Consider the following 24,505-nt stretch of genomic DNA (forward strand, 5'->3'; position numbering starts at 1 on the left):
TATCAAACCCCGCTTTCAGCAAGATGTTTCGCGCATCGTTCACATACGGCCGGGTGTTCGCTGTTTCTCCCCAGATCCGTAGAGTAATTCCAGCATCTTTCGCATTTCTCCCCATCGGCCTTCAATACCGATATCTCCATCTCCCCCTCTGATTTGGGTTTCACCACGGCCTGTGAAACGATGAATATAAATGGAAGCTCGGCCTCATACTCCTTCATAACAGTCTGATGCTTGCCGGATGCCGATATTTCAAGTTTCGCATCAAGCGAATGACCTATTACTTTGTCACGCCGCTTTTCTTCAAGCACTTTTAATACCCGGTTACGAATTTCAAGGATGGTATCCCATTTTTTTCGAAATTCGAATTCCTTCCCGCTGAACAGCGCCATAAGGCGTTTACCGGAAGTTTCCTCTGAATTTGCAAACCGGAACCACCCTTCATGAAGGAATTCCTCGGAATGCACAGTCGAGCCTTTTGGGCACAATGAATCTTCGGGTATCGCCTTCCATATCTCTTCTGCTGTAAAGCTGAGAACAGGAGCAACCAGCCGAACCATTAGTTGCGTGAGTGCGTATATGGTCGTTTGAGCGGCGCGGCGTCCATCTGACTCTGCAGGATATGTATAAAGCCTGTCCTTGACGATATCAAGATAGAAAGAGCTTAGATCCACTACGCAGAAATTATTAATCTGGTGGTAGAGGACATGATATTCATGGCGGTCAAATGCCTCCAGCACCTTTTTTTGCATCTGATAGGCGCGATCCAATATGTATCTGTCGAGTTCAGGCAATCTGTGACTGTCCACGAAATTCTTGTCTGGATTAAAATCATACAGGTTGCTAAGCAAGAAACGGAAGGTGTTCCTGATTTTGCGGTACGACTCGGAAAGGCGCTTTAAAATTTCATCGGATATCCTCACCTCTTCCATATAGTTCTCGGAAGATATCCATAACCTCAAAACCTCCGCGCCGTATTTCTTTACCACCTGCTCGGGGGTTATCGTGTTGCCTACCGATTTCGACATCTTCTTCCCCTGCTTGTCCACGACGTATCCGTGGGTAAGTACCGTTTTATACGGTGCGGGATTGCCGGTACCTACCGATTCCAGGAGCGAGCTTTGAAACCACCCTCTATGCTGGTCGCTCCCCTCAAGATAGAGGTCGGCCGGCCATGAAAGCTCCTTCCAGTCTTTAAGCACCAGCGCGTGGCTCACTCCGGAATCGAACCAGACATCAAGGATATCCTCTTCCTTCCTGAACCTGTCGCTTCCGCATTTGCACTTCGCGCCGGAGGCGAACTCCCCTGCGTCAAGCTCGAACCAGACGTCCGCCCCTTTATTCTCTATCATGTCGGCGGCTCTTCTTGCCACGTCGGCGCTCATCAGCGGTTCATCGCATTTTTCACAGAAAAGAATGGTTATCGGCACGCCCCACGACCTTTGCCGCGAAACGCACCAGTCGGGGCGCCCCTCGACCATTCCGTGAATTCGTTCCTTCCCCCATGCGGGAACCCATTTGGTTTTGCCGATGTTCTCAAGAGCCCTCGCCCGCAGATCATTCTTCTCCATGCTGATAAACCACTGCGCGGTTGCGCGGAAGATTATCGGTTTCTTGCATCGCCAGCAGTGGGGGTATGAGTGCCCCAGCTTCTCCTCATGGAGGAGCCTCCCTGTGGATGACAGCTTTTCAATCACGTCGCCGTTCGCTGCCGGAACCTTGAGCCCTCCGAAGAACTCCAGATCGTCTACATATCTGCCGTCACCCCTCACCGGGTTATAGACCTCAAGGCCATACTTCAATCCGACTATATAGTCATCCTGCCCATGCCCCGGGGCTGTATGAACCGCGCCGGTACCCTGTTCGAGGGTTACATGCATACCTGTGATAATCGGGGATCTTTTTTCATACAGGGCATGCCTCGTGTCGACATTTTCCAGCTCCGACCCCTTAAAGGTCTTAACGCTCTTTACGTCGTCTACTCCAAGTTTGCTTAAAACCTTTCCGGCAAGCTCCGTGGCGAGAATGAGGATACCGTCCTTATACTCCACTGCGGAGTAGTCGAACCCGGGGTGCACCGCAACCGCGCGGTTGGCGGGGATTGTCCAGGGGGTGGTGGTCCAGATCAGAATGGAAACCTCCCTGTCGGAAGGGAGGCCTAGTTTTTCTGCTTCCCCTTCCCAAAGGGGAAACTTGACGAACACGGATGGGGATACATGGTCTTCGTACTCCACCTCGGCTTCCGCAAGAGCCGTGCAGCAGGAAACACACCAGTGCACCGGTTTTAATCCCTGGTATAGAGAGCCGTTCTCAATGAACTTTGCAAGCTCCCTTACCGTATCGGCTTCATATTTATAATTCATTGTGAGGTAGGGATTCTCCCAATCCCCGAAGATGCCGAGCCTTTTAAACGACTCCCTCTGTTTGTCAACGAACTCGGAGGCGTAGTCACGACAGAGCTTCCTTTTCTCCGAGCGGGAAATCTCCCCCTTCTTTTTGCCAAGCTTCTTGTCTACCTGGAGTTCGATAGGGAGTCCGTGGCAATCCCACCCCGGAACGTAAGGGGCGTCGAATCCCTGCATGGTTTTGATCTTTACTATCATGTCCTTGAGGATCTTGTTAAGAGCATGCCCCGTATGGATGTCGCCGTTTGCGTACGGCGGGCCATCGTGAAGGATATATTTGGGCGCGCCGGTCCTTGCCTTGCGGATCTTTTGATACATGTCCGCCCACTCCTCCAGCAGGCGCGGTTCAAGCGTTGCCAGCCCCGCCTTCATGGGGAAGTCGGTTTGAGGAAGGTTCAGGGTATCTTTGTAATCCATAGTCGGATAAGTTTACTTTCACATCACCAACTAATCAACACTCCATTCAAAAAGAAACGGAATAATCGACGCCATGGGGCTGTCAGACTATGAGTTTGCGGATGCGCGGCAGGAGATCCTCGGGGACAAAAGGCTTGGTGATAAAATCGTTCGCCCCGGCGCGGAACATTTCATCCTTTTTGACAATCTCTCCGGATGGCATAAGTGCGATAAATGGAAGAGATGCGGTCAGGTGGTTTGAGCGTATCTTTTGCAAAAGTTCCAGTCCGCATGCGTTCTCCGTTCCGGTCGAGGCCAGGATCAGATGTGGCTGGCTTTCGTTTATCATCTCTTCCGCCTCAGGACAGCTGTTGGCAATCCTGATCTCAACATTGAGTGTGCCGATCAGTTTGGATAGAAGCTTCCGAAGGAACTTGTCATCATCCACTATTAGAACCTCGGGTTTTACCTCCGGCACTGAAAAATAGAATGTGCTCCCCGCGCCTACTGCTGATTCAGCAACCAAATTACCGCCAAGCGCAGTTGCGATCTCCTTGCAGAGAGGCAATCCCATACCGGTTCCCAGTTCCCCCCCTGTTCCAACTGATGAAGTCTTTATCTGGTAATCAAACAGCGACTCGATAATGTCGGGGCTTATACCAACCCCTGAATCGCTCACGGCAAGGGAAGTCTTTTCACCGTAAGGCAGGTAGAGGCGCACCTTCCCCCCTCTGTTGCTGAATTTTATCGCGTTGGAGAGGAGATTTCTCACAACCTCATGATAGAGCGCGGAATCCACATAAATGCGCGTACGCCTCGGAACATCGTTTACAACCTCTATCCCCTTGCTCGCGGCAAGATGGAAAAAATAATCAAAATTCCTGGCAATGAGATAATGCATATCTTCAAAGCCAAAGACCGGTTTTAGCGCGCCGGTCTTCAGCCTTCCAATGTCTAGCAGACTTTCGATCAGTTTCATCAATGATTCACCCGTAGATATCGATGAATTGACCAGCTTCAACGCTTCATCCCCCATCCCGTATTTCGGAGTGGAAATCAGCACCCTCATTGTGCTGATAATAGTAGCGAGCGGACCTTTCAAGTCGTGTGAGACAAGCGAGAGCATTTTATCTTTCAGGACTGTAGCTTTCTCAGCGTTCTCCTTGGCGGATATAAGGTCTTCCTCCCGTTTCTTCCTGTCCGTTATATCTATGGACAGTCCGCAAACGGCATATGGCCTCCCCTCCTTGTCCAGGATAGGAAAACAGCTGGTCAGAAATACCTTTGGCCTTCCGTCGACAATCTCCGTATCTTCCCTGTCAAAAGGCTTGACCTCCCGGAAAAGTTTCTGTTCGCTCTTCCAAAGTTTTTGCGCGAACGACACCGGAAATACTTCTGCGCCTGTTTTGCCGACTACGGCATCCTCTTCCAGATTATGCAACTCAAGGAAACGCTTGTTCACCATGACAAACTTTCCGTCTTCCCCCTTTACATATACCGCGGCTCGAGAACCGTTCAACAGCTCCCGAACACTTTCGATAGCGCTCCCTTTAGCAACAACTTCTCCGATCGTCGCTTCTTCTCTGGAAATCCCCATGATGCCGATAATATTCCCACCGAGATCCTTTATCTGCGAAGCGGAAACAAACGACCGGAAGATCTCGCCATTCCTGCGCTTGTTCAGGATCCAGCCATGAAATTCCCCACGTGCCTGCATTGTCTGAGCCGGCTTTTCGGACTCGGACGCATTGGCGTACAACATGACTACGTTCTTGCCGATAACCTCGGATTCTGCATAACCGAATGTCTTTTCGGCGGTCTTGTTGAATTTGACAATCCTTCTGGCCTTGTCGACAACGATTATCATCTCGTTGGAATTGTCCAGAAAACTGGATGAGACATCGCGATTTTTGATCATATTGCCAAAAATTTCTCCGCTCTTGTCCGGTGCCTTGCTATCCATAGGGTGCCCCGTTTATAAGAATTTGTCCGAATACGCCGGATTAACCGCCCAACTTATATTTAGTGGACATGAGCACAATTTCGGAACCATTAAAGGTGAAAAATGCGGAAATGCAGATCCAGCCCACGCAGGGAGTTGGAACGCAGAACCAAACATCCTGAAACATGCAAACGGCAAGACGAAGGGGCTTGTTAGCGTCCTGGACATATGTAGAATTTCACTAGCGAATTGCGTTACTCCACTAAAACGCCTATCCCTCATAAGTGATTTCCTTTAAAAAACATGTTAAATTATAATGCAATATCAAATGCAAAACAATCTTCATGATGCAAATCTGCACTCTGTAGATAGATTGTTACATGGTTCGTCGTCCACAACATAGCCTTTTTGCTACGCATTGATCATGGGTCAACAAATAAGGTCAAATATTTGATTTTAGCGGATGCTATTCAAAAAAAGAATCCCATGGATTATACTTACCGCAACTTATTACATTGGAATTTTTACATTGGCGGTGGATGAATGATACTGAGCATGACCGGTTTTGCCCGGACTGAATCGGAAAATGAAAAACTGAAATGCGTCGTTGAGATACGATCCGTAAACCACCGGTTTCTGGATATCTCCGTTCGCCTCCCTTCGAAAAGTTTTGAGCATATAAAGGCTATCAAGGATCTCGTTTCGGCAAAGATATCCCGCGGTTCGGTGGAGATCACAGTTTCGCTGGGGGAGAGTGAAAACAACCAGAAAAGGCTGGTCATTGATGAGAACCTGGTAACGCAATACATGGCTGGAGCCAAATCGATAGTTTCGAAATTCCAGGTTTACGGCGAAATCGATCTGCCGACACTTTTTTCCATGAAAGACATATTCAAATACGAAGAGACGGAAGATGACGCCGAAGGACGATGGCAGCTTATCCAGAAAACCGTCAACGGCGCTCTTGAAAAACTGGTCGAGATGAGGCGGGTCGAAGGTGATGCCTTGGAAAAGGATATACTTTCACAACTCGACATAATCGAAAAATGCGCCGAATCGATAATCAAAACAAAAGACATCCAAAAAAAGGAGGTCACTGAAAAGCTGAGGGCGCGCCTCGAAGAACTTTTCGCCGACTTCAAGGCCGACGAACAGAGGGTCATTACCGAAGCCGCCATACTTGCCGACCGCTCCGACATCAGTGAAGAGATCATACGGCTGAGATCACACATCGACCAGACAAGAGAACTTGTGAAAAACCACGGGCCAAACGGCAGGAAACTTGAGTTCATCCTTCAGGAGATGAACAGGGAGACCAATACGGTCGGTTCGAAAAGCACGCTTTTCAATATAAGCACGGATGTGATCGAGATCAAAAGCTGTCTTGAAAAGATCAGGGAGCAGGCCGCAAACATTGAATAATCTAAAAGCGGAAATCACAGTATGACTACAAACTGGAATCCCGGATGCGGAATCCTGTTTGTGCTATCAGCCCCGTCCGGCGCTGGCAAGACCACTCTTGCCCAATACCTTGTAAAGCATATCCCGGACATGAAACAGTCGATTTCGTACACAACCCGCCCCATGCGGGATGGTGAAGTGCAGGATATTGATTATCATTTTATTGATCAATCGTTGTTCGAGCAGATGATAACCGACAACTCATTCGCTGAATACGCGAAGGTGCACGATTTTTATTATGGTACCTCCTACAAATCAATTTCCGACGCTAAAAAAAGGAAAAAGGATCTTCTTCTTGTCATTGATGTTCAGGGTGCGGAAAAGATCCACAACAGCGGCCTCAGCAATGTCGTTTCCATTTTCCTCCTCCCTCCATCAATCGAGGTTTTGAGGCAGAGACTGGAAAGCAGGGGGACCGATACGGCGGAACGGATAAACAAACGGATCGAAACGGCAAAAAAAGAGATAGAAGAGTGCAGAAAATATGATTACATTATCGTGAACGATGATCTTGAAACGACAGAAAAGGAAATATCGGGGATCGTGAGGGCGGAGAGATCCAAGCCGGAAAGGAAAAATCCAAAATTTCCTGATTTTTCGATACCGCCGCCAACAAAAGGAAGGAATCAGCAATGAGCGCAAAAATAATCGACGGAAAAGAGATCGCCCAACAGATAAGAAGTGAGGTAAAGAACGAGGTGAGCAAACTCATCGAGGGGGGCGGACGCGCGCCTGCGCTCGCAGTGGTGCTGGTTGGTAACGACCCAGCTTCGGAGATATACGTAAAAAACAAAAAAAAGGCGTGCCACAGCACCGGAATCACGTCGATCGAACACAAACTTAGCGAAGATATCCCTGAAAAAGACCTGGTTGCACTGATCGACCGGCTGAACAAGGATCCTGAAATAGACGGCATACTGGTTCAGTTGCCGTTGCCGGGGAAACTTCATGAGAACATGATAATAGAACGGATCGACCCGAAAAAAGATGTCGACGGATTCCACCCCGTGAGCGTTGGACGACTGGTGGCCAACACGAAAGGGCTTAGGCCATGCACACCCGCAGGCATAATCGAACTGCTGAAACGGATAAATGTCGACCTCGTGGGGAAAAAGGCTGTCGTCCTCGGACGCTCAAATATCGTCGGCAAGCCTACGGCAACCCTTCTCCTCCACGAAAGCTGTACAACAACAGTCGCCCACTCCAAAACAAAGCACCTAAAAGAGCTGTGCCAGAGGGCCGATATAATCATCGCCGCGATAGGTAAGCCGAAATTCGTGACAGCTGACATGGTTAAAGAGGGGGCGATAGTTATTGATGTCGGCGTAAACCGGACAGAAGAGGGGATCTTTGGCGATACCGATTTCGCAAACGTGAAACAGGTCGCCGGCTATATTACTCCGGTGCCCGGGGGGGTTGGCCCAATGACGATCGCAATGCTCATGGTAAATACCCTGGAAGCCTATAAGCTGAACAGATAAGCGTAGTAGATATTTTTGCCCTTTTCCCGCTAATACTGGGGAAATACCCTGTCTAATATGTTTACACAATCTTTACTTTTTATTTCTTGGCCGAAAGGTGTAAAATGTATTGTATAGATACATTATTAACATTAGGAAAATTGGAGAATAGTAATGCCATGAAAGACTTTGATGTGTTTTTAGAGGGAATGGATAAAACTTCTTCCTCAACTCTGGAATGGGTTTTACTTGTCGGATTTTTCCTGGTCCTTTTTATTGCATTAAAACTGGTCCAGCGGTCGAACAAGAAAGCTGAAGAAAACTCCAACGATTAAACTGATACCTTAAATTTCCCGCCCCACACGCGAGAATTACTTGATCTTACTGCATAATTTCTTGACATACCGCCATGTCTACTTCATCGGGAAGCATACGTTTAGCGCTTTCGGCAGAAGGTCTATCATCATATCGGTCGAGCCGTAGAGCTCTCCATCGATCTCGGAACCCAATGGTTTTGGAGCGCGCAACTCCAGCCTCTTTGCTGAATATTTACTAATCCCCCTCACGGAGAGGTAGTTTCCCGTGAAAAGTTTCCCCAGGCTGTAAAGCATGTAAAACGGGTTGCTCTTCTCAATAACCGTTATCTCGAACCTTCCATCGTCCAGCGCAACGTTCAGGCCGAAATTCATCCCGTTCCCGGCATAACTCCCCTTCGAGACCGTTACTGCCAGAACTTCCCGCCTTACGGTCTCTTTGTCCATGACTATCTCGACCTCCTTTGGATGAGCCTCGAAGAGACCGATCATTGTCGGAAGGATATATCTCAGATTGATGTGGATGAGGTCGCTTGCTTTCTCCTTTTTTTCAACTATCTCGGCGGTAAGTCCTATACTTGCCATATTCACAAAATACTGCCCGGCCATAGCGTGGTCGCCATAACTTGCATACCCGACGTCAACCGCCCGCACCTCCGAATCGGCGACAAGCTCCATCCAGTTCCTGGTATTTTTATATTTTGTAATTGAAGAGTAGTAATCCCAACCGCTCCCTTCCCTCGTAACCACAAGGCTGGCCCCGCTGTTTATCGGTTTCCCGTTTTCGAAAAATCCGTTTACCACCGCATTGACGGTTCCGTCTCCGCCAACCGCGATGATCCGATTAAAACCTTCCTTTAGAGATTCCCTTGTGAGCCTTATTGCATCATCGCGTCCTTCCGGCAGAACATATTCAAAGGAGCCGATAGCGGATTGGAAATATTTCTCCATATCCAGTATTCGGCGATTCCCGATTTTCCTCCCCGAATGCCTGTTGATGATAAACCTGTATCTCACCTTCCCTCCAGAATTAAGAAGAATCTACCATTTGCATGCAGGCTTTTCAGGAAATTTTTGCCGCGCCGGATTCGCCACCCCGGATTTTTGCGATCATAAAAAAACACTAATGCCAATTCCCAATTTTCCGATAAATAGGGAGAGAGTAATTTGCACCAGAAATGCAATTCTTTAGTAGGAGTAATGATGATAAAAACTGCCGAAAGAAATGGAAACAGAGTATCAGGATATTCATCGGTATTCAGCGTGAAGCATCTCACGATAGAACCTGACAGAGACGAAAAAGGAGAGGAAAGTCTTGGCGAGTTCGCCTCCTATGCGCTTACCTCTATCCTTACATTTGTATTGTTGATCGCCTATATGGAGTGGTTATAGAGGATACCCCCTCCCCTCTTTAACGCTCTCTCCAGAAAAAGCCGCTGCCTCCCCTCGGCGGCTTTTTCTGCATGAACACTGCCTGACGAAGCCCTATCCCTGAACAAAAAGAACCTCCATTGTCCACGTGCGGAGGTATTAAACGAGCTGACGTTCATTGTTGCGGGAATGCATGGGGCAAACCTCTCAAAAAGCGGAACGGCGCCCCTGTGCGCCTTTTTGCCCCGGGGAACAGGGATTCGAGGCAAACGTCGTTCCAAGCGTTCCAAATCCCCGCTGGTCGCAGGAGACTGAGCGATTAATAGATGCCGGAGATCGCGTTCCTGCACTTCCATACAACGGGTACGCAAAACAAGTTGGATACCTGTACATCTGAGATTGCGGACATTAGAGAAGCCCGGTGGGGAGATATCTAGCCGGAGAGCTTTTTCTTCAGCAGGTCGTTTACTATTCCGGGGTTTGCCTTCCCTTTGCTCTCCTTCATGACCTGGCCGACAAAGAAGCCGAGCAGTTGCTCCTTCCCTCCGCGGTACTGTTCCAGCTGTTTTGGATTCGCCGCTATTACGCTATCGACTATTTTCTCGATCGCCCCCGAGTCTGAAACCTGCACCAGACCCTTCTCCTCGATGATCGCCTTCGGATTCTTCCCGCTCAATTCCATCTCGGCAAAAACAGTCTTTGCTATCTTGCCCGAAATCGTACCGTCCTTTATCAGCGCCAGCATCTCGGCAAGCATTCCGGCCTTAACCGGGCATTCGGCAAGCGGGATATTCTTCTCTTTCAATATCCTCAGCACGTCGGTCATTATCCAGTTTGAGGCCGCTTTAGCGTCGGCGCCCCCTTTGACAACCTCTTCGAAGTAATCGGCTGTCTCCCGCTCGGCTGTGAGCACCTCCGCATCGTAGGGGGGTATACCGTAATCCTTTACGAACCTCTCCCGCTTGGCATCCGGCAGTTCAGGCAGGCCTTTTCTTACCTCCCCTATCCAATCCTGGCTTATCCGCAGTGGAACCAGGTCGGGATCCGGGAAATAGCGGTAGTCGTTTGCCTCTTCCTTGCTTCTCATCGAGATGGTTATTCCCTTGTCGGAATCGAAAAGCCGGGTCTCCTGAACTATCCGCCCGCCATCCTCGAGTATCTCTTTCTGTCTTTCGATCTCGTATTCCGCGGCGCGCTGAAGAAAGCGGAAAGAGTTCATATTCTTCACCTCCACCTTGGTGCCAAACTCCTTTTGCCCCTTGGGGCGGATGGAGAGGTTCAGGTCGGCGCGAAGGGAGCCCTCTTCCATATTGCAGTCGCTGACATTGATGTACTGCAGGATGGTTTTCAATTTCGTAAGGTACTGCTTCGCCTCTTCCGAGGAGTTCATGTCCGCCTCGCTCACTATCTCTATCAACGGCACCCCTGTCCTGTTCAGGTCGACATAGCTGTGGGCCGGGTCATTGAAATTCTCGCCGTGGATCGATTTGCCGGCATCCTCTTCCATATGAATACGGTTGATGCGTATCGTTTTAGGCTGGCCATCGATGAATACCTCTATTTTCCCGTTTTGCGCGATCGGTAGCTCGAACTGGGATATCTGATACCCTTTTGGAAGATCGGGGTAGAAGTAGTTTTTCCTGGCCCAGATAGACATCTCGGCGATACTGCACTCGGTTGCTAGAGCCGCCTGCATCGCCTTGCGTACCACTTCCTTGTTCAGTACCGGCAATACGCCCGGCATTCCAGCGCATATGGGGCATGTATGGCTGTTCGGCTCGCCGCCGTACTCGGCCGAGCAACCGCAGAAGATCTTAGACCTTGTATTTAGCTGGGCGTGAACCTCAAGGCCGATAACGACTTCGTATTCCATGACGTCGTATTATAACGTGTCTTTCAATTGCCGCCATTCCGTACAGGGAAAATCACGATACGGCGGTTGTCATCTCTCCCTTCGGAACGGGTCTCTACTGCCGGATTGTCCTGAAGCGTGAAGTGGATGATCTTGCGTTCGTCGGTTTTCATCGGGCTTAGCTTCACTTTTTTCCCGGTTTCAAGAGCCTTCTGCGCCGAGCTTATGGCAAGCTCCTTGAGCTTTACTTCACGCCTGTTCCGATAGTCTTCGGTGTCTACTATTACGCTCATGAAGGAACCTTTTGTCCTCGTCGCGTAGATTTCCATTATCTTCGTGATCGCGTCGAGGGTCTCCCCTTTTCGTCCGATAATAAGTCCGCCGGAATCCGACTTGATGTCTATCATTATGTCGCCGTTGTTCTCCTCCGCGTCGACACTCCCTGCAATCTCCATAGCGGCAAGTATCCTTTCGAGGAAATCCTTGCACGCTTTCGATGTCTCTGTCTCCGTACCCTGCCCGAATACCTTTGAGGCAGGAGGGTTCTCCATATTCCGTTTAAGGCTCTTTTTGCGGGGCATCTCGGGAGCTCTATCTCCACCGCCCCCCTTTTTCCTCTTCCGCGGCGGTCTTTCCCTTACCTGCTGAGCGTTCCCTGCAGGCGCCTGCTCTTTCACCTGGGGCGGCTGTTGCTGTTGCTGACCGCCGCTTCCGATCTTTGCTATCTCCGAGCTCAGGGAAGAGGTTAACGAAGCGATCGATACGCCTGCGCCTCCAAGGGCTTCATCCTTTATCCTTCCTCGGACCCGGATAACGGTCTTTCCCAGCCCAAAAAGTTTTTTCTTTTCCCCTACCTCTTCGATCTCTACCTCGGAACGGTGAGCTCCAAGAGACAAGAGCAGTATTTCTACCGCTTCCTCGTAAGTATCGCCGTCAGCTTCTGTCCAATCCATAATTTCTCAGGCCTCCTCAGCGCTTCTGTTTACATACCATTGCTGTGCAATGGAAAGTATGTTGTTCACCAGCCAATAAATAACAAGCCCCGAAGGGAAGTTAATAAACATCACGGTAAAGACTACCGGCATTAACAGCATCATGTTCCTCTGTACGGGATCGTTCGCCTGCGGAGAGAGCTTTTGCTGGAGGAACATCGACAATCCCATCAATAGAGGGGTGACATAGTAGGGATCTTTCAGCGAAAGGTCGTGTATCCACCATATGAAATCCGCCCCTTTAAGTTCGATCGATTCGAGCAGAACCTTGTAAAGCGCGATAAATACAGGTATCTGAAGGAATATGGGGAGACAGCCGGCCAGCGGATTCACCTTGTGCTTCCGGTAAAGGAGCATCAGCTCTTCGTTCATCTTCGTCTTGTCGTTCTTGTACCTCTCCTGAAGTATCTTCATCTGGGGCTGGAGTTTTCGCATTTTGCTCATCGACTGGAAACTTTTCTGCGTGAGCGGGAAAAAGAGTATCTTTATGACGACCGTGATAACGATTATCGCCCACCCGAAATTGTAAAAAACCGAATCGTGCAGCCAGACCATTACCCTGTAGATCGGCTTGGCGATAATATCAAACCAGCCGTAGTTGATCACCTTCTGGAAACCGCGGTTCTGCTTCTTCAACTCGGAGACCATCTTCGGCCCCGCGTACATGTAAAAGCTTATCGGCTTCCCGCTTCCGGGGGATACAAGCTGGAGGGTATTGGAATAGATATCATCCTCTACCTCCCTCTGGGTCATCTTCGCTTCCCTGTCCTCGGGGAAAAAGGCGACGCAGTAATACCTGTTCGTCAGTCCGGCCCATTCGATCTTCCCTTCGTATACATTCTCTTTATCCATATCCGGTGTTTTTGTCAGACGTTTTCCGTCAATGTAGATTACCGGGCCGTCATATGAATACATCTTGTCCTTGATATCCCCAAGCCCATACCAGCCTATTCCAAACGCGGAACCTTTCACGGAAGAGCCGGAATGGCTGAGTGAGACCTCCATATCCGCCCGGTGCGAATTGTAATGGAAAACTATCTTCTTCTTTATTTCAAAGCCGGTGGCGAGACTGTGTACGAAAAGCACCTCCGCATCCCGGTTCTTTTCGGATAACATTATCTTCGCCGGAGCATTTACTTCAAACACGGTCTTGTTGATCTTCTTCGTCGCATCAGCTGATGAGAATTCAAGTGAAAGCGGCTTCATTTCCAGACCCTGCTTTACCAGTTCAATCGGATTGCCATCGTCGTCCCCAAAGCCTGAGAGCTTCCATGAAGTAACCACTCCTCCGATATTTGAAAGGGTGACTACAGCGTATCCGGTATCGATGAAAATTTTCTTTTCGGACCCCCTCTGGTTACCGGTCGAACTTTCACCGGCATCCTGCTGTAGAGAGGCAGTAGGGTCCAAAGGAGTAACGTCTGGCTGAGCGCTACCGAGCACGATTTCCGCATCCTCATGGCTGAAAACATCGGGATCCACCGTCTCAATTTGCGCCGGGGCTGTTTCCTTCTCCTGTACCTGCTCTTTCTGTTGTTCAATTTTCTTTAACTTGTTCGCCTCGATTACGTCGCCGTACCTGTGGAAGTACCACATATTCCAAAATATCATTACGACGATCGAAAGGAAGATGGCTGTAAGTGTCTTTTTATCCATTTGTCATTTTACCGGGTCGAAACCGCCAGGGTGGAAAGGGTGGCATTTTGATATTCTTTTTACTGAGAGCCAGACGCCTGTAAAAACACCATGTTTTTCAATGGCATCACTGCTGTATTGAGAACAGCTGGGGAAGAACCTGCAAGATGGGGGTAGAAATGGGCTAATTGCCGCCTGGTAGCCGCGTATCATAAATAACAAAAACCGTTTCATTCAGCAGGTCCCAACGCAAAACATGCGCGGGAAAGGATCAGCCGCCAATCGAGCGTACAAAGCTTTCAAAGCATTTCTTCAACGCCTGGTAACTCTCCAGCCGCTCACCCTTTCTCGCAATTACTACAACGTCCAGGCCTTTCAATCTATCCAGGTTCTCCCTGAACAGGGCGCGCGCTCTCCGTTTAAAACGATTGCGGCTTACCGCCTTGGCCAATATCCTTTTCCCGGCAATAATTCCAAGCCGGCTACATTCCAAACCGCTATCGGCGAAATAAAAGACAAGGTTGCCAGTGACGAATTTCCTTCCCGCAAATGCGGAATCGAATTCGCGACCCCCTGATAACCGTGTCTCCTTAAACCGGATACGCAAATTAAACAGTAAGGCGCGCTCGGCCTTTCTGCCTTCGCCTTTTGAGAACTGCCTGACCGTTTGCCGTAGACATTCTCTTCCTGAAACCGTGAGTCCTTTTTCGCCTAATGTTACTAGGTTGGTATGGCCTTTTCATAATCCGGTTAATCTACATGAAAGCGGGGGGGCTGGTCAAACTTTTTCGACATTTATTTCGAATTAAACAATTATTTATTCAATTGTTAACCTTTTGGCCCCCCACACGGCATTACACCAAGCCCCCCAGTGAGGGAAATAAATCGGTTTTGGAGTCGCAAAAGAAAAGATTATTCTTTTTCGGCAAGGTCACCGTTAAAAGTTGAAACACTTTAAAAAATCATTCCCCTTGCAACATACTGATAATAAAAGAAATCTCTAGAGTTTTTGGTATTTTATCCACAGTCGCCCCGCTCAGCGGGGTTGAAAGTTGCTCTTCTATTGGCTACCATCCAATCGGAGGAGCTGTGGGGAAGAAACTTTACCGAAAATTGTGTGCATCGGTTTTCCCCGAAATAAATCTTTTTAAATGTGGAATTTGGCAGGAAGTAATATGGAATTCGGAAAAATCTTTGGTAAAAAGCCTGCTACATGGGTAAAGAGGCCCAAGTATACAACCTCTGTCGAGCAAATAAATGAAATAGGCGAAGCGGAACGGCAATCCCTTCGAGTGGTTGAAGATACGTTCCAGTTCAGAACAAACGACTACTATACTTCCTTGATCGACTGGGAAGATCCTGACGACCCCATCCGGCAAATATCAATTCCGAGCATACGCGAGCTGGAGATGAATATGGACTGGAGCCTTGATGCGTCGTGCGAGGAGGATTATACGAGGGGTGGAGGGATTCAACACAAATACTCAAACACCGTACTCCTGCTGGTTAATAACGTCTGCGGAACATACTGTCGATTCTGTTTCCGTAAAAGATTATTCATGAATGACAACGACGAGGTTGCCAGGAATATCTCTGAAGGGCTTGCGTACATTGCGGAAAACAGCAAAATTACAAATGTCCTTTTAACGGGTGGGGATCCGCTCATCCTCTCCACACCTAAGCTGGAAGAGATAATCCGCAGGCTAAGGGAGATCAAGCATGTCAAGATAATCAGAATTGGCAGCAAAATGCCTGCTTTTAATCCATTCAGGATATTGAACGATCCATCTTTGCCGGAGATGCTCTCAAAATACAGCTTGGCCACGAAAAAGATATACCTGATGGCACACTTCAATCACCCGAAGGAATTGACCGAACACTCCATCGAGGCAATGACTGTTCTGCAAAGACATGGCGTAATAACCACCAACCAGACGCCCATCCTGCGGGGGATAAATGACAGCCCCAACACCCTCTACGAGCTTTTTGAAAAACTTTCATACATGGGAGTCCCCCCATATTATGTATTTCAGTGCCGCCCGACACAGGGGAATGAAATGTTCTCCCTCCCTCTTGAGGAAGCCTATGGGATATTCGAAAAAGCCCAAAGCATGGCCTCGGGGCTCGGCAAAAGGGCACGATTTGTCATGTCCCACCAAACCGGTAAAATTGAAGTTATCGGCCTTACCGAGGAGCAGATATTCATGCGGTACCACCGATCACCCGACAATGCGAACCGGGACGGAATAATGGTTTTCAACAGGAATTCCCAGGCATACTGGCTTGACGACTACGAAGAGGCCGAAAAGATCATCTCAAGCAGATACATGATGAACCCGGCATAATCCCCCGCGTCCACCATCAATCTCCGGCTTTCGAAGCTCCCTTTATCAGTGTGAAATATTTTTCATTGAAACACATTGGGATGATATATACTCAAATATCAAAATAATCTAGGCCGGTTTGACAAAATCGCTGAGCCAATTGAGGAGGTACTTCTGTGGAATACGAAAGTATTCAAAAAATTTACAAGCTGTATTCGGGTTTCTATGATTTGTTGTTCAAACAGATTTTCTTTCCGAGGCAGGAGTACGCTATCAGCCAGATGGACATTAAACCGGGCGATAAAGTGCTTGATGTAGGCATTGGAACCGGGCTGACCCTGGGGTGCTACCCAAAGGATTGTCATGTTACCGGGATAGACCTCTCGGCCGCCATGCTGAAAAAGGCGCATCATAAAAAAAACAAACTCGGCCTCGACAACGTAACATTGCTGGAAATGGACGCATGCGAACTTGCTTTTGACGACAACCAGTTCGACCATGTAATTTCCACATTCGTCCTGACCGTCGTCCCTGACCCCGTGAAAGCTCTGTCCGAAATGAAAAGGGTGTGCAAGAAAGGGAACTCCATTGTCTTTATCAATCACTTCGCCAGCGAAAACAAGTTCCTTGCCTGGACCGAGGATAAACTCGACCCTCTTTGCAGAAAACTTGGGTGGAGAAATACCGAGTCGTTATCCGATCTTTCGGCACGGGCAAATCTCGAAATAGCTTCATGCACCCTTTTGAAAAAATTCGACCTATGGCCAATAGTTTTTGCAACAAACAACAAATAGGTCTTTGGCTTAGCGTTTTATTTTTTTCGTTTGCGATTTCAGGTGAGGCAGCCGCCTCACCTCTCCAGGATAAAAAAGGTGAACTCCCACTACCTTTCCAGGTCGGCGAAATACTGATTTTCCAGGTTGAATGGCTTTTCCTTGATGCCGGACGCGTCACCGCGACAATCCCTGAGAAGATAAAGGAAAACGGCAGGGAACTTCTCCACTTCACCCTCCATACTGAAACCACAAACCTTTTAGACGACATTTGGACAATGGACGACTGGTTCCATTCGTACTGGGACATAAATGAGAGAGCAACCAGGAAATTTACCGTTAAGATTCGTGAAAGCACATACAAAAAGGACAAACTGATACTGTTCGACATTGAAAACGGTATCGCTACCGTGACTAAGAACAGCGACGAACCGAAGGAAATACCTCTTAAACGTGGAGCGCAGGACTTCTTCACGGCTGGTCATATGTCCCGCACCCTGCCGCTGAAGAAGGGGGGGGACTACAGATATCCGGTATTCGAAGACGACAAAAATTATGATGCGCAGATAGTCGTGGTCAAGAAAGAAACAATCGAGATCATGGGGGGGAAGATCGATACGATCCTTATCCACCCGAAGATCAGCTTCGAGGGGGCTTTCCATAGTAAAGGCACACTCCATGTATGGCTTTCCGACGACGAGTACCGCGCGCCTGTAAAACTAAAGCTCTACACCCTTTTCGGCGCGGTTGATATTACCCTGATCGAATATGGCGGAATAAACCTCAATATCGTCTACCCGGAAAAAAATAATGGCAAAAATAGCGCTCGCACAAATTAATCCGACTGTCGGCGATCTCGACCTAAACCGAAAGATGATCATCGATTTTGCAAGAAAGGGTGAGTCCCTGGGGGCCGACATAATTGTATTCCCCGAACTCGCCATCACCGGCTATCCGCCGGAGGATCTTCTGTTGAAAAGAAGCTTTATCGAAGCCGCATGGAAGAACCTTACCGAAATTGCCCGGAGCATCCAAAACACATGGGTCGTGGTAGGAACCCCGCACCGAGAGGATGGAAAGCTTTATAACGGCGCGGCGGTGCTCCACAAGGGGAAGATTGAAACAATAATCCACAAGACGCATCTCCCGAATTATGGAGTGTTCGATGAAAGACGGTACTTCACCCCGGCTGAAAATGTTGCCTCTGTCAAAATGGCCGGAATTACTACTGCAGTTACCATCTGCGAAGACATCTGGGTAAATTCAGGTCTGCCGCACGACCTCTGCGCAAGAGAGGATATTGACCTCATAATTAATATCTCTTCATCCCCGTTCCATACCGGAAAATCCGAGGAGCGCAAGAATAAAGTCACCGGGTTCGCCTCCAGCCATCAAAAGGAGCTGGCATACTGCAATTTGGTCGGAGGCCAGGACGAACTGGTTTTTGACGGAGGATCGTTCTTCTGCGACACAAAGGGGAAAGTTACCGCGTCACTCAGGGAGTTCGAGGAAGATCTGATAGTCGTGAAAGCGGGAGAGGAGAATTCCGGCGGCGCTTCAGCATTTCACTCCTTTCCAAGATCGTATGCATATCCTGAAAATGTCTTTGAAGCTCTGAAAAAAGGATTGAAGGATTACCTGTCCAAAAACTCTTTCCATGATGTTGTCATAGCCCTGTCCGGCGGCATTGATTCGGCTCTTACCGCGTCAATCGCCGTTGCAAGCCTCGGAGCCGAGAGGGTGAGAGGGATTGCCATGCCTTCAAGGTTTTCCTCACCGGAAAGCCTGCAAGATGCGCGCGAACTTGCGGAAAACCTCGGCATGAAATTCGATGTCATCCCCATCACAGAGCTGATGGATTCCTTCGGAAAGGCGCTTTCCGGGGTGTTCGAGGGGACAAAACCCGGGATCGCGGAGGAAAACATACAGGCCAGAATTCGCGGAACCCTTATCATGGCGGTAAGCAACAAATTCGGAAGTCTTGCCCTGGCAACAGGCAACAAAAGCGAAATAAGTGTAGGCTACTGCACTCTTTACGGCGACATGGCGGGAGGTTTCGCGCTTATTAAAGACCTTCCGAAAAACATGGTCTACGATCTTGCGAAGTGGATAAACGGAAATTCCCCCACTCCCAACATCCCGGCAAGGAGTATTGAGAAGGAACCGACCGCGGAACTGAGACCAAACCAGAAGGATTCCGACTTTCTGCCGGAATACAAAATACTGGACCCGATACTTAAACTGTATGTCGAAGAGGAAAAAAGTATTGAAGAGATAATTTCTCTCGGATATATTGAAGGCGATGTGAGGAAGGTATCTCGTTTGGTGAATCAAAACGAATACAAAAGGAGGCAGGCTGCTCCAGGAGTAAAGATATCACCGAAATCTTTCGGAAAAGACAGGCGAATGCCTATTACAAACAGATTTTTTGAGACATAGGGAAGAAGATGACAAACTGGGTACCAAAAAAAATATTTTTCACAAGAGGCGTTGGCGTCCACAAAGACAAATTGCGTTCTTACGAGCTGGCGCTTAGAGATGCCGGAGTAGAACGCTGCAACCTGGTTGAAGTATCTTCCATACTCCCCCCCAAATGTAAAATCCTAAGTAAAAAAGAGGGACTTAAATACATATCGGGCGGGATGATAACCTTTTGCGTACAGGCGCGGCTAACCAGCAACGAACCCCACAGGCTGATAGCAACAAGCATCGGGTGCGCAATTCCCGCCAACCAGTCGCTATACGGATATCTCAGCGAGCATCACAACTATGGTGAAACTGAAAAGGTGGCCGGCGACTATGCTGAAGACCTTGCGGCAGGAATGCTCGCGACAACACTCGGCATCGATTTTGACGAGGATAAAAGCTGGGATGAAAAAAGACAGATATACAGGATCAGCAACAAAATCGTAAGAACAAGGAATATCACTCAAACAGCGGTTGTAAAAGGGAGAAATCACCACACCGTCGTTGCGTTAGCGGTATTCATTCTGTAACAAGTGAGGCCAGGAAGGGAAACCTGCTTTTACTCGGCGAAAGTGAGCATAAAAGCCGGGCCTCTTTCCTTCCTGCTCCCCCTCCTTGCATTCTTGTCCGTAGTCCTGTTCCATCCCCAGGCGGTAGCGGAAGATAAAAACGTTTCCGATTTCGACAGAAGCAAAATGGAGGGGCCTCTTTCCATTACCGCCGACTATATAAGGCATTATCGCAAGGAAAATCGCGCAGAAGCCAAAGGAAACGTGGCACTGGAATATAAGGATACTCTCCTTACCGGAGATGAATGTGAAATAGACAGCAATACCGGCCTTGGAATCATGAGAGGCAATGCCAGGATACAAACAGAAGAGATTCTGCTTGGCGGTTCTAAATTCGAATTTTTCCTGAACTCCAGCCTCGGCACAATGGAGAATATGACCGGCTATACGAGGGATGGTTTTTATTTCACTTCCAAAAAAGCTGTCCGGATAAAGGAAGACCAGTATCGCCTTACGAAAGGAACCTTAACAACATGCGACCCGGAAAATCCCGATTGGGTTGCCAAAAGCGGACGGGTGGAATTAACTCTTGAAGATTTCGCAACTTTTTACAATATGTCATTTTACTTCAAGGGAATCCCTGTCTTTTATACACCTTACTGGGCGGTGCCAAGCATAACAAAAAGAACTACAGGTTTTCTGGAACCAAGCTTTGGCTGGTCATCCCGGGACGGGGATTATTTGAACCTGACCTATTTTATAGCGGTATCGGATCAGGACGATATAACCCTTTACCTCGACTACCTTTCCAACAGAGGAACCCGTGAAGGATTCGAATACAGGTATTTCTTCGCAAAGAACACATATGGAAAATTCAATTTCGACTATGCCGACGACCGTATTGCGGATAAATCGCTCTGGAAGCTCGATTATACACACAGGCATAAATCCAAATCCGCTTTATACAGCAGAGTAAAGCTTGACGAAGAGAGCGAAGTCAGTTATTCAAAGGTTTTTAACGATGACGATACCGCACTGAGGTCGAAAAAATATACCGACTCATTCATAGAGTTCAGCTATCTCTTCCCGGGAAGCTCGGCATCCATGTTTGCCAGGTCTTACAAGGATATGGGTGACCTTTACCCTTTAAATAAAAACTTCTACAGCAAGAAACCTGAGATTTCCGCCAATATCTACCCAAGGCGGTTGTTTAATACCCCGCTGATCGCGGGAATCCAAAACACTATTACAAATTTGGAAACGGAAACAGTTGGACCAAACCCGGTTGACATAAAAAACACAAGCCGGCTTGATGTACGGCCAATGCTCTCTTTGCCTCTTGTTCCGTTCAATGGCTTCAATTTCATGCCTTGGGTGAACGGTATCGGAACCTGGTACAGCCATAATAAAATCGATGAAAGCCCCCTTTACGTTTCCTATTACACCGCAGGCGCCGCAATGGAAATCCCGAAAGCATATAAAATATTCCGTCTAGGCGACCAGGATTTGAAACACACCCTCACCCCGATAATCAGCTACCAATATATCCCTGGATATGAAGTAGATGATGAAAGACTGAAGGTTCCGCTTATAGACCACCTTGAACAATCGACGCCAATAAGCCTTCTGAATTTCAGCCTTGAGAACAGCGTTCTGCAAAAAAGCGCCGGAAATACACTTGGCCAGGAAATTATCCGGCTCAACATCACACAAGGTTACGACTTCAGGGAGGCAAACAGGATCACGGTTGGGGAAAAGGATAAAAACAAACCGCTATCAAATTTGAATTTAGACCTGGATTCGAAGCCGCTCCCATGGATGGTACTCAATACCGCTCTATCCTATAACCATTATGAAAATAAACCCGACTCAACCATAACCGAGGCAGGAATCGCTCTTAAAAACGGATTTTTCATCTCTTATCAGAAAACAATAAATCGCCTGCCGGAGGCAGTTTTCTCTTCCGGGATCATGGGAGTTTCGGTGGAGAGAGGATGGTCAGCTGAGATCTCGACAATTTATGATGAAATAAACTATGAAAATCCATCAACCATGCTGGATATCACCTACAAATCGTGCTGTTTCACGGTAGATGTTGCCGCCCAAAAATATTACCGCACAAGAGTTCTTGAGGATAATACCTACGAGAGATACCTCGATACTAAATTCTTTCTCCTCTTCAGCTTCAAGGGCTTTGGAGATACCGGAAATAAGGTTGCCCCGATAGTCGGTCGAAAGATTTAAAACTATCCGTAGAAGACGCTGTTTTTAGATATTTAAATAAAACATATCTACTCTACATTTGCTGTATCTTCTTTATTTATAACAAGTTACAATGAAGCGGCTAAATTCGGCATTGAGGAATGGTATTTATGTTTTCAACTTTTCCGAAAATATTCCGATAATGGAACGGAAGTTGCTCATATTGGGCTACATGAACCTTTATGACAATTATTTGACAGATTGGGGCGGTTACTGCAGGACCCATAGCGCCTATATGCAGTCAGGTTCCATGTTCTATAATAGGAGAAAGCGCAGTGCCTGACAGGTTGATGTTTGTATTTCCTGGCGTGGAATCTGAGACTTTTTTTGAGGGGAGAGCAAATATTACCCAATTCATCCCGCAGCCTAAAAAAATGCCCGCCAATCAGGTATTCGGATACTACATACCTGCGGGTGACAAAGCACCTCCCGAGATCAAATCAACTCAAATATGGCACCTACCTGACAATACTGACAAGAACAGCCTGATACTCGAAGGGCTCCGCTTCACCGATGATGTCCCTTCAAAACTGCAAACAGTCAACAGTGGTTACTTGACCTCCGTTGATGGCAAGATGAAGGTGACAAAAATTTTCGAGATTTACGAAGATATTGACGCAAGAACCGGGGATATAAAGGCTGACTCCTCTATTCTCCTTCATGGAACTGTAACCCAGGGTATTGAAATAATCTCCGAAGGTGATATTGAGGCCCGCGGTTTGATCGAAGACGCGACCTTAAGGGCCAAAGGAAGCATCGTTGCCAAAGGGGGAATTTCCGGAAACAACAAAGGGAAAATAGTAGCTGGCGGCAACATGTACAGCACCTTCATCCAACAGGCGGATATTGAGGCGATGGGAAATATTCTTGTCGATGGCGCGATAATAAACAGCAATATCCTTTGCGGTAAAAAGATCATCGTAAGGGGGAAAGGGCTTCTTGTCGGCGGAAAGGTCATGGCCCGTGACGGAATTGAAGTTCTGCATCTAGGCACAGAAGCCGCAATTGCCACAGAAGTGGAGATAGGATGCAATCCTTTTCAGAGAACCCATGTGGAAAGGATCGAAAAGGAAATAGCCGATTTGGAACAGGGGATGAAAACGATAATCGTACAGATAAAACATCTCGAACACGAACTAATGGGATTCGTCAAATTCCAGACCAGAGATCTCGCAACCGCCCTGTTCAACACCGCGGAATTCGTGCAAAAAGAAGGGAGTGATTTTGGTGAAGAAAAACTTCACCAAATCAATAGATTCGGCTCCGGCATTATGAGACTTATGAGAATGACGGGGGAGATTGAACAGCTGAAGGAAGAGCTCAAAAGGGTCAGCAGTTCGGAAACTTACTCAAAAAAAGCACGGATCCAAATCGGCAAAACAGCCCACCCAGGTGTAACCATCAAGGTACAAAATACATCCTTAAGACTGATGAGGGAATACGACCACGTCTCCTTTTACTACAGCCCCGAAAAGGGGGAGATCGTGGCAGGATTTTGAAAATGAAAATAGATTTACTAACCCAAGCGAAAGGTTAAGCAGATATGTCAACTTTAATTGCGATTATATTCGGTATGGGTCTCATGCTTGGCGCCATTTTGGCCGGTGGCTCACTTTCAGTATTCATCAGTCCCCCCTCAATGATGATTGTTATGGGCGGCACTATCGCCGCTCTCTTTATCAGTTTTCAGTTACCGCGGGTTATGAAAGTAACAGGCGTGCTCATCCAAATTTTCAAGAGGGACGAACAGAATCCAAGCAATGTAATCGCCGAGATCGTAAAGCTGTCCTTTAAATCAAGGCAACAATCGCTTCTGGCGCTGGAAGACGACATGAACAAACAAAAACACAGATTCATAAAACTTGGCCTTGGAATGGCCATTGACGGAAGCCCCGGTCAGCTTATACGCGAAGTCATGGAAACCGAGCTCGATTTCATCCAGGTCCGGCACCGAAGAGGCGAACATATTTTCAGAACCGCCGCCCGGTATTCCCCTGCGTTTGGTTTGATAGGAACGCTTATCGGCCTTGTGCAGATGCTTCAGGCCTTTGGTGAATCGACTGGAGCAAGCGCCGCCTCGCTTGGCGTCGGTATGTCGGTCGCGCTTATAACTACCTTCTACGGCTCCATGATGGCTAACCTTTTCTTTAACCCAATCGCGGAAAAGCTCAAAGCGCGAACCGAAGACGAGGTACTTACCACCCAGATAATAATCGAAGGGATCGTCATGCTCCAGGCAGGAGCGAATCCGCGTGTTATTGAAAGAAAACTGAATTCATACCTGCCGCCTGAAGCGCGCCAGAACCATTACGAACGGATGATGAAACGCCAAAAAGGGGCATAATA

General features: G+C 48.0%; 22 protein-coding genes. 13 read left to right on the plus strand and 9 right to left on the minus strand.

Going from position 1 to position 24,505, the window contains the following annotated elements:
- Positions 1–2 precede the first annotated feature (2 nt).
- A complete protein-coding gene (ileS, locus tag OEY64_10005) occupies positions 3–2,819 on the minus strand; it encodes an isoleucine--tRNA ligase (GenBank protein MDH5543283.1) in 2,817 nt (938 codons plus the stop codon).
- 82 nt (positions 2,820–2,901) lie between these two features.
- The gene (locus OEY64_10010) at positions 2,902–4,761 is read right to left on the minus strand and encodes a PAS domain S-box protein (protein ID MDH5543284.1); all 1,860 of its coding nucleotides are present in this window, start codon (positions 4,759–4,761) and stop codon (positions 2,902–2,904) included.
- Between the two features lie 522 nt (positions 4,762–5,283).
- Here OEY64_10010 and OEY64_10015 point away from each other — a divergent pair.
- From OEY64_10015 to OEY64_10030, 4 genes are all read left to right on the plus strand, one after another.
- Complete coding sequence (locus tag OEY64_10015) at positions 5,284–6,162, plus strand: YicC family protein (protein ID MDH5543285.1); 879 nt, start codon at positions 5,284–5,286, stop codon at positions 6,160–6,162.
- A 21-nt stretch (positions 6,163–6,183) separates the two neighbouring features.
- The gene (gene gmk, locus OEY64_10020) at positions 6,184–6,837 is read left to right on the plus strand and encodes a guanylate kinase (GenBank protein MDH5543286.1); all 654 of its coding nucleotides are present in this window, start codon (positions 6,184–6,186) and stop codon (positions 6,835–6,837) included.
- The gene (folD, locus tag OEY64_10025; GenBank protein MDH5543287.1) at positions 6,834–7,682 is read left to right on the plus strand and encodes a bifunctional methylenetetrahydrofolate dehydrogenase/methenyltetrahydrofolate cyclohydrolase FolD; all 849 of its coding nucleotides are present in this window, start codon (positions 6,834–6,836) and stop codon (positions 7,680–7,682) included. Before gmk ends, folD begins: the two co-directional genes overlap by 4 nt.
- A gap of 158 nt (positions 7,683–7,840) precedes the next feature.
- Positions 7,841–7,996 carry a hypothetical protein gene (locus OEY64_10030; GenBank protein MDH5543288.1) on the plus strand — a complete coding sequence of 52 codons (156 nt, stop codon included), beginning with the start codon at positions 7,841–7,843 and terminating at the stop codon, positions 7,994–7,996.
- 78 nt (positions 7,997–8,074) lie between these two features.
- On the opposite strand, the gene OEY64_10035 is transcribed toward OEY64_10030, so the two are convergent.
- The gene (locus OEY64_10035) at positions 8,075–8,992 is read right to left on the minus strand and encodes a diacylglycerol kinase family protein (protein MDH5543289.1); all 918 of its coding nucleotides are present in this window, start codon (positions 8,990–8,992) and stop codon (positions 8,075–8,077) included.
- 183 nt (positions 8,993–9,175) lie between these two features.
- Here OEY64_10035 and OEY64_10040 point away from each other — a divergent pair, with 183 nt between their 5' ends.
- Positions 9,176–9,367, plus strand: coding sequence for a hypothetical protein (locus OEY64_10040; protein MDH5543290.1), 192 nt, complete (start codon positions 9,176–9,178; stop codon positions 9,365–9,367).
- Between the two features lie 412 nt (positions 9,368–9,779).
- Here the strand turns inward: OEY64_10040 and gatB are convergent, their stop codons facing one another.
- From gatB to rpmH, 6 genes are read right to left on the minus strand one after another with little or no spacing between them, the layout of a single operon-like run.
- Positions 9,780–11,219 carry an Asp-tRNA(Asn)/Glu-tRNA(Gln) amidotransferase subunit GatB gene (gene gatB, locus OEY64_10045; GenBank protein MDH5543291.1) on the minus strand — a complete coding sequence of 480 codons (1,440 nt, stop codon included), beginning with the start codon at positions 11,217–11,219 and terminating at the stop codon, positions 9,780–9,782.
- A 23-nt stretch (positions 11,220–11,242) separates the two neighbouring features.
- Positions 11,243–12,151 carry a KH domain-containing protein gene (locus OEY64_10050; protein MDH5543292.1) on the minus strand — a complete coding sequence of 303 codons (909 nt, stop codon included), beginning with the start codon at positions 12,149–12,151 and terminating at the stop codon, positions 11,243–11,245.
- Positions 12,152–12,157: 6 nt separating this feature from the next.
- The gene (yidC, locus tag OEY64_10055) at positions 12,158–13,846 is read right to left on the minus strand and encodes a membrane protein insertase YidC (GenBank protein MDH5543293.1); all 1,689 of its coding nucleotides are present in this window, start codon (positions 13,844–13,846) and stop codon (positions 12,158–12,160) included.
- 3 nt (positions 13,847–13,849) lie between these two features.
- Complete coding sequence (gene yidD, locus OEY64_10060) at positions 13,850–14,059, minus strand: membrane protein insertion efficiency factor YidD (protein MDH5543294.1); 210 nt, start codon at positions 14,057–14,059, stop codon at positions 13,850–13,852.
- Between the two features lie 37 nt (positions 14,060–14,096).
- Positions 14,097–14,432 carry a ribonuclease P protein component gene (rnpA, locus tag OEY64_10065; protein MDH5543295.1) on the minus strand — a complete coding sequence of 112 codons (336 nt, stop codon included), beginning with the start codon at positions 14,430–14,432 and terminating at the stop codon, positions 14,097–14,099.
- Between the two features lies 1 nt (position 14,433).
- Entirely contained in the window at positions 14,434–14,568 is a 135-nt protein-coding gene (rpmH, locus tag OEY64_10070) for a 50S ribosomal protein L34 (protein MDH5543296.1), read from the minus strand.
- Positions 14,569–15,000: 432 nt separating this feature from the next.
- Here rpmH and OEY64_10075 point away from each other — a divergent pair, with 432 nt between their 5' ends.
- From OEY64_10075 to OEY64_10110, 8 genes are all read left to right on the plus strand, one after another.
- Complete coding sequence (locus OEY64_10075; GenBank protein ID MDH5543297.1) at positions 15,001–16,170, plus strand: KamA family radical SAM protein; 1,170 nt, start codon at positions 15,001–15,003, stop codon at positions 16,168–16,170.
- Between the two features lie 155 nt (positions 16,171–16,325).
- Positions 16,326–16,943, plus strand: a complete 618-nt coding sequence (locus OEY64_10080) for a methyltransferase domain-containing protein (GenBank protein MDH5543298.1) — start codon at positions 16,326–16,328, stop codon at positions 16,941–16,943.
- Positions 16,910–17,761 carry a DUF3108 domain-containing protein gene (locus OEY64_10085; GenBank protein MDH5543299.1) on the plus strand — a complete coding sequence of 284 codons (852 nt, stop codon included), beginning with the start codon at positions 16,910–16,912 and terminating at the stop codon, positions 17,759–17,761. The genes OEY64_10080 and OEY64_10085 overlap by 34 nt, the downstream gene beginning before the upstream one ends.
- Positions 17,733–19,361 (plus strand): NAD+ synthase, encoded by a 1,629-nt coding sequence (locus OEY64_10090; GenBank protein MDH5543300.1) that lies wholly within the window; start codon positions 17,733–17,735, stop codon positions 19,359–19,361. Before OEY64_10085 ends, OEY64_10090 begins: the two co-directional genes overlap by 29 nt.
- An 8-nt stretch (positions 19,362–19,369) precedes the next feature.
- Positions 19,370–19,918, plus strand: a complete 549-nt coding sequence (locus tag OEY64_10095) for an arginine decarboxylase, pyruvoyl-dependent (GenBank protein ID MDH5543301.1) — start codon at positions 19,370–19,372, stop codon at positions 19,916–19,918.
- Between the two features lie 42 nt (positions 19,919–19,960).
- Positions 19,961–22,141, plus strand: coding sequence for a putative LPS assembly protein LptD (locus OEY64_10100; GenBank protein MDH5543302.1), 2,181 nt, complete (start codon positions 19,961–19,963; stop codon positions 22,139–22,141).
- A gap of 293 nt (positions 22,142–22,434) precedes the next feature.
- Entirely contained in the window at positions 22,435–23,658 is a 1,224-nt protein-coding gene (locus tag OEY64_10105; protein ID MDH5543303.1) for a FapA family protein, read from the plus strand.
- Positions 23,659–23,702: 44 nt separating this feature from the next.
- Positions 23,703–24,503, plus strand: a complete 801-nt coding sequence (locus OEY64_10110; protein ID MDH5543304.1) for a MotA/TolQ/ExbB proton channel family protein — start codon at positions 23,703–23,705, stop codon at positions 24,501–24,503.
- The last annotated feature ends 2 nt before the right edge of the window (positions 24,504–24,505 follow it).

It is taken from the genome of Nitrospinota bacterium (genome assembly GCA_029881495.1).
Lineage (GTDB): Bacteria > Nitrospinota_A > UBA7883 > JACRGQ01 > JACRGQ01 > JAOUMJ01.

Bases quoted from the DNA above. Each gene is read 5' to 3' on its own strand.
- ileS (MDH5543283.1), bottom strand. From the start codon at position 2,819: ATGGATTACAAAGATACCCTGAACCTTCCTCAAACCGACTTCCCCATG.
- OEY64_10010 (MDH5543284.1), bottom strand. From the start codon at position 4,761: ATGGATAGCAAGGCACCGGACAAGAGCGGAGAAATTTTTGGCAATATG.
- OEY64_10015 (MDH5543285.1), top strand. From the start codon at position 5,284: ATGATACTGAGCATGACCGGTTTTGCCCGGACTGAATCGGAAAATGAA.
- gmk (MDH5543286.1), top strand. From the start codon at position 6,184: ATGACTACAAACTGGAATCCCGGATGCGGAATCCTGTTTGTGCTATCA.
- folD (MDH5543287.1), top strand. From the start codon at position 6,834: ATGAGCGCAAAAATAATCGACGGAAAAGAGATCGCCCAACAGATAAGA.
- OEY64_10030 (MDH5543288.1), top strand. From the start codon at position 7,841: ATGAAAGACTTTGATGTGTTTTTAGAGGGAATGGATAAAACTTCTTCC.
- OEY64_10040 (MDH5543290.1), top strand. From the start codon at position 9,176: ATGATGATAAAAACTGCCGAAAGAAATGGAAACAGAGTATCAGGATAT.
- gatB (MDH5543291.1), bottom strand. From the start codon at position 11,219: ATGGAATACGAAGTCGTTATCGGCCTTGAGGTTCACGCCCAGCTAAAT.
- OEY64_10050 (MDH5543292.1), bottom strand. From the start codon at position 12,151: ATGGATTGGACAGAAGCTGACGGCGATACTTACGAGGAAGCGGTAGAA.
- yidC (MDH5543293.1), bottom strand. From the start codon at position 13,846: ATGGATAAAAAGACACTTACAGCCATCTTCCTTTCGATCGTCGTAATG.
- yidD (MDH5543294.1), bottom strand. From the start codon at position 14,059: ATGAAACGGTTTTTGTTATTTATGATACGCGGCTACCAGGCGGCAATT.
- rpmH (MDH5543296.1), bottom strand. From the start codon at position 14,568: ATGAAAAGGCCATACCAACCTAGTAACATTAGGCGAAAAAGGACTCAC.
- OEY64_10075 (MDH5543297.1), top strand. From the start codon at position 15,001: ATGGAATTCGGAAAAATCTTTGGTAAAAAGCCTGCTACATGGGTAAAG.
- OEY64_10085 (MDH5543299.1), top strand. From the start codon at position 16,910: ATGGCCAATAGTTTTTGCAACAAACAACAAATAGGTCTTTGGCTTAGC.
- OEY64_10090 (MDH5543300.1), top strand. From the start codon at position 17,733: ATGGCAAAAATAGCGCTCGCACAAATTAATCCGACTGTCGGCGATCTC.
- OEY64_10095 (MDH5543301.1), top strand. From the start codon at position 19,370: ATGACAAACTGGGTACCAAAAAAAATATTTTTCACAAGAGGCGTTGGC.
- OEY64_10110 (MDH5543304.1), top strand. From the start codon at position 23,703: ATGTCAACTTTAATTGCGATTATATTCGGTATGGGTCTCATGCTTGGC.